Origin of the sequence: Hyphomicrobium sp. (assembly GCF_035687085.1) — a bacterium.
Lineage (GTDB): Bacteria > Pseudomonadota > Alphaproteobacteria > Rhizobiales > Hyphomicrobiaceae > Hyphomicrobium_B.
This window is the reverse complement of the sequence record NZ_DASRYS010000017.1, coordinates 64,782-77,707: the sequence shown is the minus strand read 5'-3', so window position 1 is coordinate 77,707 and position 12,926 is coordinate 64,782. Positions and strand designations below refer to the sequence as shown.

The window sequence follows — 12,926 nt, the reverse complement described above, 5'->3', positions numbered from 1 at the left end:
GCTTAAGCGCCTATCCTCAAGCGCCGGAGCATTGCAGCGACCAAACTCTTAGAGGCACGCAATGCCACTCGAAATCGAAAGAAAGTTTATCGTACGCAATGACGAATGGCGGCAATTAGAAATCGGTTCCGCGCCTATCGAGCAGGGTTATTTCGCCCGCACGCCCCACGTCAACGCGCGCGTCCGCATTTACGGCGAGAACGGCTACATCACGTTAAAGAGCGCGGGCGGAAAGGATACCCTGTCGCGCCATGAATACGAATACAAAATCCCGGCCGCTGACGCCGCGGAGATGATCCGGCAGTTCAGTATCGAGGCACCGATCCGAAAAGTTCGCTACGATGTCCCCTTCGCGGGCGACATCTGGACGGTGGATGTTTTCGAAGGGGCGAACGCCGGATTGGTCATGGCCGAGATCGAATTGGAAAGCTCCGATCAGGCGATTACGCTTCCGGACTGGGTTGGCGACGAAGTGACAAACGATCCGCGCTATGAGAATTCGAGCCTTGCCCGCGCGCCGTTCACGACATGGCCGAAGCCGCCTTCTGGCGGGTAAATCAAATAGCCGACGCGGCCTGCCGGTAGGCACTGGGTGAAGTTCCCGTCCACCTGCGGAACGCGCGAGTGAAATGCGCAGGGTCGGAATATCCAAGCTTCAGCGCAATGTCGGTGATGCTCGCCCCGCTGTCCCGGAGCAGCGATTTCGCGTGCCGGCTCAGTACCCCATCGACAAGATCGGCGAATGACGTTCCGCATTCGCTCAACCGGCGCTGCAGCGATCGCGACGTCGTGCCGAGCTTGGCGGCGACCCAATCGATACGCGGATATCCCTCCTGCAGGGCAAGTTCCGTTACGGCCGCCGTCGTCGCCAAAACATCCGACTGACGGGGAATTGGAGGTTCGCGGGTCTCGTCGATATGGCCAGGCATCAGTTGCGCTGTGTGCACGGTATGCGCGAGTAGCGAAGCCTGGAACTCGATGGCTGGGACCGCGTGCCCATGCGAGATCTCGCTCTGAAAGATATCTTCCAGGGGAGAGCGCGGCGAGCCCGAGGGAAGCGCCGTCATGACAAGATCGGGACGCCAATGCGGTCCGGCGTAGACGCGGACGATATCCATCGCGTAGCCGAGCGCCAGAAATTCGTTGTGATGGCGCCCTTCTGTTTCCGGTTCAATGAATTCGATCGACCAGCGTGCCCGCGATCCATGCAGGGATACCGTCAGCACGGTGGATGTCTGAAGCATCGCGTTCAATCCGGCGTGCGCGCGGGTCATTGCGTCACCCAGCGTCTCTGCCTTGCAGACCCAGGCGCCGAACGCGCTCAGCTCTTTGCTTTTTACGGCTTGGCCGAGGCGAGCCCCAAAATAAGGATCACCCGTATCGCGAGCCGCCCTTTCGAGCAGGCGAAATTGCTCACGCAGCGGCACGATCAATTCGGGCTGCTCCAGAATTGCATATGGGAGATCGCAATTTCGAAGAACGCGCTCGATCGAGCCGCCCCGGTCTTTCATGAACGCGCCGATGGGGCCGAGTGAGCTGGCCCGGGTAACTCCGGAAAGACGTGGTGCCATTTCTGCTGCCGCCAGGGTGGAGATTCACGCAAAGCTGGCGCAAAATGGCAAGCGGGAGCAAGGCCTTCAAGTCACGTTGGCGTTATACGGGCGCCCAGCACCGGTGCGTCCGCAGATAAAATTGCAGCCGGGAGTAACGATGACGATGAACATCCTGCACGCAACGCCCAAGATCTCCGTCCCCTTCCACGAGCACATCAAGTGGTACACGCTCGACGGGTTTCCGCACATTGCCTACCACATCTGCGCCGTCGATGAGGCCGCGCGGATCGTCGACATCCTGTTCAAGTTCGACGCCAATTCGCAGATCGTGCTGCATCGGCACAAAGCGGATTACATCACGCTGACGCTCAGCGGCGAGTTGCGCATTTACAATGCGAACGGAGAACTGAAGGAAATCCGTCCGACGGGCGCCTACGTTGTTGGCAAGGCCGACGGCGAGCCCCACCGTGAAGGCGGTGGCGATGAGGACGTGATTGCCTTCTTCAGCAATCGCAACGTCGGCGACGTCATCTACGAAATCCTCGACGATAATCTCAATCCCGTCGGGATGCTCGGCATGGAGGAGTTCAAGGCCCTCCACGCCGCGCAAAGCGCTTAATGCCAGCCGTTGTAGGGATCATAAAAATCATCATCCCCGACGTCCGGACGAACCGCGCCGCGTGGAATTGTCCGCGGCGCGGGCGTCGTCCTTTGCGTCGTCCTGGCTCGCTGCGCTGACTCTGATCCTGGCGTCTTGGCGCTGGAGGCAATCTTGTTCCCGAGCGAGCGCACGACAGTCACCTCGGTCCCGACGCGCACGAGAGACGCCAGATGCAGAACGTTCTCGTTCAGCATGCGGAAGCATCCTGACGATTCAGCCTTGCCGATGGATTTCGGATCGTCAGTGCCGTGGATCCGGTACAGCGTATTGCCGAGGTAAATGGCCTTCGCACCCAACGGGTTTTTGATGCCTCCCAGCATGCGCTGCGGCAGCTCGGGCCGTCTGCGGCGCATCTCGGCCGGCGGATACCAATCGGGCCAGTCGGCGATGCGTGAGACCTTCTCCTTGCCCGTCCACGTGAACCCCTGGCGGCCGACACCGATCGGATAGGCATAGGCCGACGTCGCGCTCAGCACGTAGTAGAGCTTGCGGGCGCTGGTATCGATGACGACCGAGCCCGGTGCATACGGGCCGCTGAAGGCGACTTGCGGAGGCGCGACGGGTTTGATGTAGGGCTTTGGCCCTCCGTTCCACGCGGGAGACTTGCTGAGACGAGCCTCCTCATCCGCAGACGGCGCAGCGTCCCAGGCACCGTAATCATCGCCGGCGTCAGGGCGCTGATAATAGTCCCCGCGAGGCGTGCTGACATACCCACGCGCGACGGGCCGGCCATCGCGCGGGTCTTCTCGTTCATATTCGCCGTAAGCAGGACCGCCGTTGTAGCGCGGATCGTATCTGCGCGGGTCGTCGTCGCGGTAGCGGCGCTGATTGCCGGCGCGCGGGCCCTCGAAGCTGTCGTCCTCACGTTCGAACCGAGGCCCAGCGTAGAGATCATCTTCCTCGTCGGGTAGGACTTCTACCGGCGCGCGTCTCGGGCCGTCCCATGGACTCCATTGCTGCGCGAATACATGGCTCGACGCGCCCGCGGTGGCCGACGCTGCGATGATGACAAAGAGAATGGCTTTCATGATCCCCGCATACCCGTCGCTTACTTGCACCGCCCAACACGAACGAAGCCGGTCCGGTTCCATGGTGGAGCTTCGCGCGGGAAATGGCCGAAGGCGTGGCAAACTAAAGGCAGCCCAGCAGGCGCGCGAATTCAACTCGCGTTACGAACTTTTTGGATTGACAGCGGGTTGATTGATTGGGCTGCAGGCTGCTGCGCAAAAGGAAGCGCATTCATGATCGCCATATTTGCAGCGTCATCGAGAGCTTCGCGCGAATACGTCCATCAGCTCGGCTAGCTTGCGGCGCTGATCGGCCGTGTCACCGCTCGCGATTGCATGTTCGACACAGTGGGCGACGTGATCCCGCAACACTTCTTCTTCAACGCGCCGGAGTGCTGCCCGAACCGCTGAGATCTGGGTCACCACGTCAATGCAGTAGCGCCCCTCCTCCACCATCTTCGACAGGCCGCGGACTTGGCCCTCGATACGACTCAGGCGCTTCAGGCAGGCGGCTTTCGATTGTTTTTCCATGCCTTGACGAGATACCCTATGGGGGTATTATCGTCAAGCACGCGAGTTCAGCAAGGAACGTCATCATGACCGCCGACGCGCCGAGATCAGGGCATGAGCCCGGCACTCCTGCCAACAGTTGCTGCGCGCACAATCATGCCGCCGATCAACACGGAGCGCCCGGCCTTGAAGGCACGGCGAAGGATCCGGTGTGCGGGATGACCGTCAAGATCGCCACGGCGAAGTATCAAGCGGATTACGAAAGCCAGACCTATTACTTCTGCAGCGCGGGTTGCCGGAAGCGGTTCATCGCCGATCCGCTCAAATATCTGAAGCCGGAAACCGCCAAGGCTGAGCCCGTCCCCGCAGGCACCATTTACACGTGCCCGATGCATCCGGAGATCCGGCAAGAGGGCCCCGGCTCCTGCCCGATCTGCGGCATGGCGCTCGAGCCGGAACTCATCACTGCCGAGGCCGAACCCAACCCCGAACTCGAAGATATGACGCGCCGGCTGTGGATCGGCGCGGCGCTCACCCTTCCCGTCTTCATCCTCGAGATGGGAAGCCATCTCTTTTCGTTGCATCACATCATCAGTCCCACGGCCTCCAACTGGCTACAGCTCGTGCTGGCGACACCCGTCGTGCTGTGGGCGGGCTATCCATTCTTCGAGCGCGCCTGGAAGTCGCTCGAGACGCGCAATCTCAACATGTTCACGCTGATCGCGCTCGGAACGGGCGTAGCGTGGCTCTACAGCGTCGTGGCGACGCTGTTTCCCGGCGCCTTTCCCGCATCGCTGCGCGGAGCCGACGGATCGGTGCCGGTATACTTCGAGGCTGCGGCGGTAATCACGGTGCTCGTTCTCGTGGGACAGGTGTTGGAGCTGCGGGCGCGCGAGCAGACGAGTGGCGCCATTCGCGCGCTTCTCAATCTCGCTCCCAAGACGGCGCGGCGTCTCAACGCCGACGGCTCGGACGAAGAGGTGGCGATCGAAACGATTGCCGTTGGCGAGAAACTGCGTGTGCGCCCCGGCGAGCGCATCGCCGTCGACGGCACGGTGACCGACGGCAAAAGCAACGTCGATGAATCTATGGTGATGGGCGAGCCCCTCCCCGTTTCGAAGTCTAACGGCGCGAAAGTGATCGGCGGCACGATCAACGGATCGGGCGCGCTCATCATGCGAGCCGATAAGGTCGGCCGGGACACGATGCTCGCGCGCATCGTGCAGATGGTGGCCGAAGCCCAGCGCAGCCGCGCCCCCATTCAGCGGCTCGCAGATCAAGTCGCCGGATGGTTCGTGCCGCTCGTCATTGCAATCGCGGTGCTCGCGTTCATCGCCTGGATGACGTTCGGCCCGGAGCCGCGGTTCTCGTACGCGCTCATCGCTGCCGTTTCCGTGCTCATCATCGCCTGCCCGTGCGCGCTCGGCCTTGCGACGCCGATGTCAATCATGGTGGGCGTCGGCCGTGGCGCGCATTCGGGCGTGCTGATCAAGAACGCCGAGGCGCTCGAACGCATGGAGAAGATCGATACGCTCGTCGTCGACAAGACCGGAACGCTGACGGAGGGAAAGCCGACTGTGACGGCGATCCAGGCAGCGCCGTCCATATCAGAAGCCGATCTTCTCAGGCTCGCGGCCAGTCTCGAAGTCGCCAGCGAGCATCCGCTCGGCGCGGCCATTGTCGCGGCGGCGCGCGAACGCAATCTCGCGCTGTCCGGCGTTCGCGACTTCTCATCTCCGTCGGGCAAAGGCGTGTCTGGCGTCGTCGACAACCGCAGCGTCGTTATCGGCAATCGAACGATCTTCGAGGAGATGAGGATCGATACGACAGCTTTTGCTCAGGATGCCGAGAAGCTTCGCAGCGATGGCGCGACGGCGGTGTTTGTTGCCATCGACGGCCAAGCCGCCGGGATTATCGCAGTCGCCGATCCAATCAAGGCCACGACCGCGAATGCCGTGCGCACGCTTCAGAAGGACGGCGTCCATATTGTCATGCTGACGGGCGATAACGCGACGACCGCCAAGGCCGTTGCCGCCAAGCTCGGCATCGATGACGTCCAGGCCGATGTTCTGCCTGAAGACAAGGCCAGCTTTGTCTCTGATCTGCGGAACAAGGGGCGCGCCGTGGCGATGGCTGGCGACGGCGTCAACGATGCGCCAGCGCTTGCCGCCGCCGATGTCGGTATCGCAATGGGTACAGGAACGGATGTTGCGATCGAAAGCGCGGGCGTCACCCTCGTCAAAGGCGATCTCGAAGGTATCGCGCGGACGCGGAAACTTTCCGAAGCGACAATGTCGAATATCCGGCAGAACCTGTTCTTCGCGTTTATCTATAACGCGGCGGGCGTGCCGATTGCGGCGGGCATTCTGTACCCGGTTTTCGGACTGCTTCTCTCGCCCATCATTGCTGCGGCTGCGATGGCGCTATCGTCAGTCAGCGTGATTGCGAACGCGCTCCGCCTGCGGAACGCCAATATCAGTTAGGTGTGCAGTCAGCTTCAGTGATCCGACTCTTTGATTACCTCGAAGGACCGCACCTCGTAATCCGGCTGGAGCCTATTCAGGAGTTCGAGCGGCGGATTCTCAACTTCCGTCTGCGTCCAGCGCAGCTCGAATGTCAGCAGCGTCTTGCCAGGATCCTCATCCCGGCTCAGCGACCTGAATTGCGCGATGTAACCCGTACCGCTTAGATGCGCTGCCAGATCCGGAAAGGGAGGCTGGCTCAAATACGACGCGACGACGAGTTCGCCCCGATGATCGCGCGGAACGCGGACATCGATCCATCGGAGGACCAACAGCGTCAGAACGATCAGGGATGTGCCCGCCCCGCCGAGAAGCAATTGGCCGCCGCCGAAGCAGATGCCGATGACTGTCACCGCCCAGATCGTGGCCGCCGTCGTGATGCCAGAAACGATGTGACCACGCTTGAGGATAACGCCGCCGCCAATGAAGCCGATGCCGGTGAGAATGCCGAGTGGAAGGCGCATCACGTCCATGGTCGCGAACATGCCTTCGGTTTTGCCGGTGACGGCGAGCAAGATGTTCGCCTGACTGGTTGCGATACACGCTGCCAAGCCGACGAGGACGATCGTGCGCAGCCCAGCTCCGTGGCCCGCGGCCTCCCTGTTCACGCCGACAAGGATGCACGCCAGCAGCGTCAGAAGGAGACGCAGCGCCAAATCGAGCACGCTTGGATGCAAATACATGTCCATCGCTGAGGTTCTCCGTCTCTGAATGCGCCATGGCGCCAATGAGAAACCGTTAACTCCGTCTGGACGGCAAACGCCGCCCCGCTTGCCTAGCTCGCGGAGTGCATCCTACCATCGGGGCCGATCGGATCGTTGGGCGGGTATCCATGCAACGGCAGACCTTTCGCTTGGTAGCGTCATGACACGCCAGCGCCTGGTGCTCCTCGCATTGCTGATCTGGGCCCTCGCGATGGTCGTTCCCGATTTCGTGCGCGTGGTTCGTCCGCTCGGCTCATTTGGTTTTTATGCCGACAGCAACGGTTTGATTTACGACGTCTCCGGACCGTTCGGAAGCGAGTTGCAATCGCCTGCATGGAAGGCCGGCGTGCGCGCGGGTGATCGCCTCGATTTTTCGCGAATGCGCTGCATTCCTTACGATGCCTATGTCTGCGCGAGCACGATCGCAGCTGTCGGAGGGAATGAATATGTTTTGCCGGGGCGGCAGACGACAATCAGTCTTTTGCCGGGCGGAGCCCAGGACGCGCGAGACGTAACGATCGTCGCTGAACCGCGTCCGACGAATTGGTTTGCCCGCATCGTATTGATCCTAGATCAGATTGCGAGCGTCGCCGTCATACTCGCGGCCGGCTGGCTGGTGTGGACGCGGCCAAACCGCATGACATGGGGATTCTTCCTCTATGTAATCTGGTTCAATCCGGGCCAAGCCTACGAGTTCTATGCGCACTTGCAGCGCTGGCCTCTGCTGCTTTTGGCTCAGAATGCTCTCGGCAGCATTGCCCAGGCGGTGGGATACGCTGGCCTCCTGGTCTTCGTCATGCGGGCTCCGACCGGCGCGATACAACCGCCTTGGGACCGTTTGGAGCGCGCCTTGCCGCCGCTCACGGCGGTCGTTGCCGTTGTTCTGATGGCGGCTTACGGCAACGCGTTCGGCTTCCACACCGAATTGCTGACGCGCGCGACGATCCTCTTCGGAATTATCGTGAGCGCCGCCGCAGTCGCCATCCTGCTGAAGCGGCGCCGGTCGCTGAGGCCCAAGGACAATCAGCGTCTCAGATGGGTGATGTGGGGCGCGTTGATCGGTTTGCCGGCGTTCGTTATCGCCGACCTCAACGAATACACGACGCTGTTCCCTGAATGGAGCGGGTTCGTGATGCCCGAGGATGTTGCGGGGCTGTTCTATCTGGTGAACGGCATCCTGTGCCTGTTCGTCGTCGAAGCCATACGCCGCCAGCGCGTGGTCAGCGTAGCTATCCCTCTGAGGCGCGTCACGATCCTCGCGCTGCTGACCAGCCTGCCGGCCCTGCTTCTTCATCAGCAGGGAGAGCATCTGCACGAACTGCTCGAGCTTCCGGGATGGTCGTGGCTCATCATCGGTGCGCTGGTGCTATTCGCGATCGGCAGGCTGCACGAATGGTCGGTCGAACTGGCGGATAAATTCTTTAATCGCGGCCTCGACCGGGCCGAAGAGGAAATTGCGGAGCACATGTCGCGCGCGAGCACGACGCACGAGATCGACCGCCTCCTGTCCGACGGAGTAGCCCGAGTTTTGAAGCTGTCATCGGCTGCAACCTTCCGTGCGACGGAGAGCGGATTTCATCGCTTCGGGGTGAGCGCCGGCTGGGGTGAGGATGCCGCGCGGAATCTTGCGCTTGATGAGGCGACGATCAGCCGTCTGCTCAAGGGCGACGCGTGCACTCTCGATAAAGCGGCCGTCGCCAAAGGTGGTCTCCCGGCGGGGCTCGATCTGCCCCTCCTTGCCATTCCTGCGGCGAACCGGGTGCATGCGTATGCGGTGACGCTTTACGGCCCCCATGAGGCCGGCACTGCGATCGATGCTAACGAGCGGGAGACATTGGAGAAGCTTGGCCGGCATGCGGCCGACTCGTACGCCCGTGCCGAGAACGAGGCGCTGCGCGAGACCATTGCCAAACTCACCGCGGCGCCAGATCTGCGGCGCGGTATGGCCTGAGCGCAAAAAAGCCGCGGTCACGCAAAGCGTAACCGCGGCCTTATTCAGTTCAAAAAAGCGAAAAAGCCGCCGCGGCGGGCCATCGGCCCTACGGCGCAATAATCACTTAAGCGTTCTGGATGACGCTAACGGCGATCTTGCCAGAGCGACGATCGGTTTCGGTTTCGAAAGCGACCTTCTGGCCCTGGGAAAGGCCGCGCATGCCGGCGCGCTCAAGCGCGGTCGCGTGCACGAAGACATCATTGCCGCCCTGGTCAGGCGCGATGAAGCCGAAGCCCTTCTGATCGTTATAGAATTTCACGGTACCCGTGATCATAGAATGTTCCTTTTTAGGCTCTGATGTATGAGTGCAGCCCTAGCGTCCATGCGAGCGCACGGGCTGACCTCAGTAGTTCGATTTTGGAAAGACGTCTGTGCGCTTGGCTGCGCCAGAGGCGGAGTGCCTCGCAATATCCGGCCAAAGTTCGATAAAAGATCGATAGCACGCATGGAGCCAGATAGATACCGCTAGTTTTTCACCGCCGATCAACTTTTTACCTGGAACCTCGAAAAGCGTTCCGTGCCAGCGTCTTGCGAGCGCATTATAACGTTTAGGCGGGCACGAGAGTTTTTGGGCCAATGCCGCCTCTCCAGATACCCGTTCCGGCCCTGAAGTGGCCGACAAATGGCGCTTTTCGCACGATTCAGACAGACAACAGCCAAGCTGTGAGGATGCATGCAAGTCGGTTTTATCGGGCTGGGGCATATGGGCTCGGGCATCGCAGCCAACCTCATCAAGGCCGGACACGATGTCACCGTTTATAATCGGACCCGTTCCAAGGCCGAAGCGCTCGCGTCGCAGGGCGCAAAGATCGCCGAAACGCCAGGCGACGCCTGTGGGGGCGATGCCGTCTTCACCATGCTGGCGGACGACAACGCCGTCTCAGACACGGTTTACGGCGATGGCGGAATACTCGCCTCATTGAAAAAGGGAGCGGCCCATATCTCGTCGAGCACGATCAGCGTCGACCTTTCGAGGAGGCTCGCTCAGGACCACGGCAAAGCTGGTCAACGCTACGTTGCCGCCCCCGTGTTCGGCCGCCCGGATGCCGCTGCGGCCAAGAAGCTCTTCGTCGTTGCGGCAGGACAAAGCGAAGCCGTCAACAAGATCTCCCCGCTGCTTGATGCGATCGGGCAGCGAACATTCAAGATTTCCGACCAGGCGGAAGCCGCAAACGTCGTCAAGCTCAGCGGCAATTTCCTCATCGCGACCGTGATTGAATCGCTCGGCGAAGCGATGGCACTTGTGGGCAAAGCGGGCGTCGACAAGCACCAGTATCTCGAAGTTGTGACATCGACGCTTTTTGGCGCGCCCGTCTACAAGACCTATGGAACACTGATCGCCGGCGGCAAGTTCGAGCCTGCGGGTTTTGCTGCTCCGCTTGGCTTGAAAGATATCGGCCTGGCGCTCGAGGCAGGGCATGATCTGCGCGTGCCTCTGCCGCTCGCGAGCCTGCTGCGCGACCGCTTCTTGACGCTGCTCGCCAACGGCGGCGAAAACCAGGATTGGTCAGCCGTCGGATCACTTGCTGCGAAAGACGCCGGAGAAGCGTAAACGTAATTTTTTGAGACTATGCCTGCAGCCGGGAGGTTCCGATGGGACCGCTTGAGGTCCCCGGCTCATACGATTGTCCTAGTTCTTTTGCCTCCGGCGCATTGGAAGGCGTCTGCATAATATTCCGACGCTCTGATTTCTCTATGTTGCGATTGCCATGAGCAGAACGATCACAATTGCGAAAGCTGGGCTGCCGCCAGGGCCCCAAGGTACGCTGATCGGCGGTAATGCCTCTCAGATCGGAACTCGGCGCGTCGACTTTTTTCTCGATCTCGCGCAGACGTATGGGCCGATCGCAAGCTTTCGCGCCGGCCGCTGGCGCGTGTTCCTTGTCAGCGACCCGGAGCTGATCCAGCAGGTTCTTGTCACGGATGCGCGCCACTACATCAAACATTTCGGAGCGCGCGCCTTCAAGCCCATCCTTGGGAACGGGCTGGTGACGAGCGAGGGCGATTTCTGGCTCAGCCAGCGCCGCATGATGCAGCCATCGTTCCTCAAAGCGCAGGTGCTGTCTTACGCGCCGATCATGGGCGATCTCACGAACGCCATGCTTTCGAAATGGGCGCCCGGAAAGGCCGTGGATCTCGAGTTCGAATTCAGCGGCCTCACGAGCGCCATCGCTCTCAAGACGCTTTTCGGCCTTGACGACCACGGCGAGCGCGAAGCGGTCGATGAAAGCCTGCTGGAAGTTTTCGACTCTCTGACAGAGCGGCTCGACGCCATTTTCAAACTGCCACTGTGGATGCCGACACCCGCGAATTTGCGTATCAGCCGTGCGATTGCAAAAGTGAAAAAGCTCGTCGATGGCTTCATCGCGCAAAAGCGATCGCGGCCGCTTGCGAACGATCTGCTCTCGACATTGATCATGGCTCAGCGCGAGGACGGAACGCGCATGACCGATCAGCAGCTGCGCGATGAGGCCATGACGCTTTATCTCGCCGGCTATGAGACGACGGCGCTGACGCTGACGTGGAGTTGGTATTTGCTCTCGCAGCATCCGCAGGCCGAACAAAAGCTCGTTGAGGAGTGGGCTCGCGTCCTCGGCGGCAGAACTCCAAATGCGGATGAACTCACGGCCCTGCCCTACACCGCGGCCGTTATCAACGAGGCGATGCGACTTTATCCGCCAGTCTACGCCATCGGCCGGGAAGCGACGCGCGATCTGGAACTCGGCGGATACCGCGTCAAACGTGGGTACACGATCCTGATGAGCCAATGGGTCAGCCACCGCGATCCGAAATACTTTCCCGAGCCTGAGCGGTTTCTGCCGGAGCGCTGGCTCGATGGATTGGCGGCGCGGCTGCCAAAGTTCGCCTATTACCCGTTCGGCGGCGGACAGCGGCTTTGCATCGGCAGCCATTTTGCGACCATGGAGGCGGCCATTGCGCTCGCTACTGTCGGGCAGAAATACAAGTTCACGCTCTCCCCTGATGCCGAGATCGACATCAAGCCGCAAATCACGCTCCCGCCGAAATACGGCATGCCAGCCATTCTCGAACTTCGTTGATCGCGTCACGCAACTTTTGCAGCTAAGGCAGCGTCGATAGGCTGCGTGTCGCGTTCTCAACAATTCGGGTGTTCATCATGGGTGCAAAGGTCGTTGCAATAACGGGTGGTGCGCAGGGCATCGGCCGCGCCATCAGCTATGCGTTCGCCGAAGCGGGCTACGCCGTCTCACTGGCCGATCCCGTCGAGGACGCCGGCGAAGAAGCAGCCGCGCACATTCGCGAACTTGGCGTGTCGTGCCTTTACGAACGCGCGGACACTTCGCGGGAAGAGGACGTAACGCGCTGGATCGCGCGCACAACGAAAGAGCTCGGATGCCCGCACGTGCTCGTCAACAACGCAGGCATCATGGCCAATAAGCCATTCCTTGAGCTCTCGATGGACGACTTTGACCGCGTGCAGGCCGTCAACGTGCGCGGCACGGTTATGTGCTCGCAGGCTGTCGCGCGCGAGATGGTGAAGCAAAACATCGGCGGCGCGATCATCAATATCTCGTCGACCCGCGCCGTCATGTCTGAAGCCAATACGGAAGCCTATACCGCTTCCAAAGGCGCGATTTCAGCGCTGACGCACGGCATGGCGATCAGCCTCGGCTCTTACGGCATTCGGGTGAATTCGATCAGCCCCGGGTGGATCGAGACGAGCGACTGGCAATTCTCAGGGCGGGCGAAGGCTCCGCATCATTCGAAGGCCGACAACGCGCAACACCCTGTCGGGCGCGTCGGCGTGCCGGACGACATCGCGAAGGCGTGTCTGTTTTTGGCGGAAAGCGCCGACTTCATGACCGGACAAAACATCACGATCGATGGCGGTATGACGGTGAAGATGATCTACGTGTGATCGCCGTCCACTGCGTTGATACTTGCATAAACGAAAGCCCCGGCGCTTGCAGCACCAGGGCTTTGGCGGCTCCACTAG

At 61.0% G+C, this 12,926-nt stretch carries 12 protein-coding genes; 7 read left to right on the top strand and 5 right to left on the bottom strand.

What is annotated here, in order from left to right; genetic code table 11:
- Positions 1-61 precede the first annotated feature (61 nt).
- Positions 62-556, top strand: a complete 495-nt coding sequence (locus VFG26_RS14850) for a CYTH domain-containing protein (protein ID WP_325026678.1) — start codon at positions 62-64, stop codon at positions 554-556.
- A 1-nt stretch (position 557) separates the two neighbouring features.
- On the opposite strand, the gene VFG26_RS14845 is transcribed toward VFG26_RS14850, so the two are convergent.
- Positions 558-1,571, bottom strand: coding sequence for an AraC family transcriptional regulator (locus VFG26_RS14845; RefSeq protein ID WP_325026676.1), 1,014 nt, complete (start codon positions 1,569-1,571; stop codon positions 558-560).
- A 139-nt stretch (positions 1,572-1,710) separates the two neighbouring features.
- Here VFG26_RS14845 and VFG26_RS14840 point away from each other — a divergent pair, with 139 nt between their 5' ends.
- Positions 1,711-2,172, top strand: a complete 462-nt coding sequence (locus tag VFG26_RS14840) for a regulator (protein WP_325026674.1) — start codon at positions 1,711-1,713, stop codon at positions 2,170-2,172.
- On the opposite strand, the gene VFG26_RS14835 is transcribed toward VFG26_RS14840, so the two are convergent.
- Positions 2,169-3,242 (bottom strand): L,D-transpeptidase, encoded by a 1,074-nt coding sequence (locus tag VFG26_RS14835; RefSeq protein WP_325026672.1) that lies wholly within the window; start codon positions 3,240-3,242, stop codon positions 2,169-2,171. The genes VFG26_RS14840 and VFG26_RS14835 overlap by 4 nt on opposite strands.
- Before the next feature lie 234 nt (positions 3,243-3,476).
- Entirely contained in the window at positions 3,477-3,752 is a 276-nt protein-coding gene (locus VFG26_RS14830; RefSeq protein ID WP_325026670.1) for a metal-sensitive transcriptional regulator, read from the bottom strand.
- A 65-nt stretch (positions 3,753-3,817) separates the two neighbouring features.
- Between VFG26_RS14830 and VFG26_RS14825 the strand changes: the two genes are divergently transcribed.
- Positions 3,818-6,214 carry a heavy metal translocating P-type ATPase gene (locus VFG26_RS14825; RefSeq protein WP_325026668.1) on the top strand — a complete coding sequence of 799 codons (2,397 nt, stop codon included), beginning with the start codon at positions 3,818-3,820 and terminating at the stop codon, positions 6,212-6,214.
- A gap of 14 nt (positions 6,215-6,228) precedes the next feature.
- Here the strand turns inward: VFG26_RS14825 and VFG26_RS14820 are convergent, their stop codons facing one another.
- Positions 6,229-6,942 carry an MgtC/SapB family protein gene (locus VFG26_RS14820; RefSeq protein ID WP_325026666.1) on the bottom strand — a complete coding sequence of 238 codons (714 nt, stop codon included), beginning with the start codon at positions 6,940-6,942 and terminating at the stop codon, positions 6,229-6,231.
- Positions 6,943-7,117: 175 nt separating this feature from the next.
- On the opposite strand from VFG26_RS14820, the gene VFG26_RS14815 reads away from it, so the two are divergent.
- On the top strand, positions 7,118-8,908 hold the full coding sequence (locus VFG26_RS14815; RefSeq protein ID WP_325026663.1) for a hypothetical protein: 1,791 nt from the start codon (positions 7,118-7,120) through the stop codon (positions 8,906-8,908).
- A 106-nt stretch (positions 8,909-9,014) separates the two neighbouring features.
- On the opposite strand, the gene VFG26_RS14810 is transcribed toward VFG26_RS14815, so the two are convergent.
- The gene (locus VFG26_RS14810; protein ID WP_045835921.1) at positions 9,015-9,224 is read right to left on the bottom strand and encodes a cold-shock protein; all 210 of its coding nucleotides are present in this window, start codon (positions 9,222-9,224) and stop codon (positions 9,015-9,017) included.
- Between the two features lie 399 nt (positions 9,225-9,623).
- Here VFG26_RS14810 and VFG26_RS14805 point away from each other — a divergent pair, with 399 nt between their 5' ends.
- The 3 genes from VFG26_RS14805 to VFG26_RS14795 all read left to right on the top strand — a co-directional run bounded on the left by VFG26_RS14805 (position 9,624) and on the right by VFG26_RS14795 (position 12,848).
- Positions 9,624-10,502, top strand: a complete 879-nt coding sequence (locus tag VFG26_RS14805; protein ID WP_325026659.1) for an NAD(P)-dependent oxidoreductase — start codon at positions 9,624-9,626, stop codon at positions 10,500-10,502.
- Positions 10,503-10,659: 157 nt separating this feature from the next.
- On the top strand, positions 10,660-12,009 hold the full coding sequence (locus VFG26_RS14800) for a cytochrome P450 (protein ID WP_325026657.1): 1,350 nt from the start codon (positions 10,660-10,662) through the stop codon (positions 12,007-12,009).
- Between the two features lie 77 nt (positions 12,010-12,086).
- Positions 12,087-12,848, top strand: coding sequence for a glucose 1-dehydrogenase (locus tag VFG26_RS14795; RefSeq protein ID WP_325026656.1), 762 nt, complete (start codon positions 12,087-12,089; stop codon positions 12,846-12,848).
- The last annotated feature ends 78 nt before the right edge of the window (positions 12,849-12,926 follow it).

What these genes read in the sequence shown, in the direction of transcription:
- VFG26_RS14850 (WP_325026678.1), top strand. Translation starts at nt 62, where the DNA reads ATGCCACTCGAAATCGAAAGAAAGTTTATCGTACGCAATGACGAATGG.
- VFG26_RS14845 (WP_325026676.1), bottom strand. Translation starts at nt 1,571, where the DNA reads ATGGCACCACGTCTTTCCGGAGTTACCCGGGCCAGCTCACTCGGCCCC.
- VFG26_RS14840 (WP_325026674.1), top strand. Translation starts at nt 1,711, where the DNA reads ATGACGATGAACATCCTGCACGCAACGCCCAAGATCTCCGTCCCCTTC.
- VFG26_RS14835 (WP_325026672.1), bottom strand. Translation starts at nt 3,242, where the DNA reads ATGAAAGCCATTCTCTTTGTCATCATCGCAGCGTCGGCCACCGCGGGC.
- VFG26_RS14830 (WP_325026670.1), bottom strand. Translation starts at nt 3,752, where the DNA reads ATGGAAAAACAATCGAAAGCCGCCTGCCTGAAGCGCCTGAGTCGTATC.
- VFG26_RS14825 (WP_325026668.1), top strand. Translation starts at nt 3,818, where the DNA reads ATGACCGCCGACGCGCCGAGATCAGGGCATGAGCCCGGCACTCCTGCC.
- VFG26_RS14820 (WP_325026666.1), bottom strand. Translation starts at nt 6,942, where the DNA reads ATGGACATGTATTTGCATCCAAGCGTGCTCGATTTGGCGCTGCGTCTC.
- VFG26_RS14815 (WP_325026663.1), top strand. Translation starts at nt 7,118, where the DNA reads ATGACACGCCAGCGCCTGGTGCTCCTCGCATTGCTGATCTGGGCCCTC.
- VFG26_RS14810 (WP_045835921.1), bottom strand. Translation starts at nt 9,224, where the DNA reads ATGATCACGGGTACCGTGAAATTCTATAACGATCAGAAGGGCTTCGGC.
- VFG26_RS14805 (WP_325026659.1), top strand. Translation starts at nt 9,624, where the DNA reads ATGCAAGTCGGTTTTATCGGGCTGGGGCATATGGGCTCGGGCATCGCA.
- VFG26_RS14800 (WP_325026657.1), top strand. Translation starts at nt 10,660, where the DNA reads ATGAGCAGAACGATCACAATTGCGAAAGCTGGGCTGCCGCCAGGGCCC.
- VFG26_RS14795 (WP_325026656.1), top strand. Translation starts at nt 12,087, where the DNA reads ATGGGTGCAAAGGTCGTTGCAATAACGGGTGGTGCGCAGGGCATCGGC.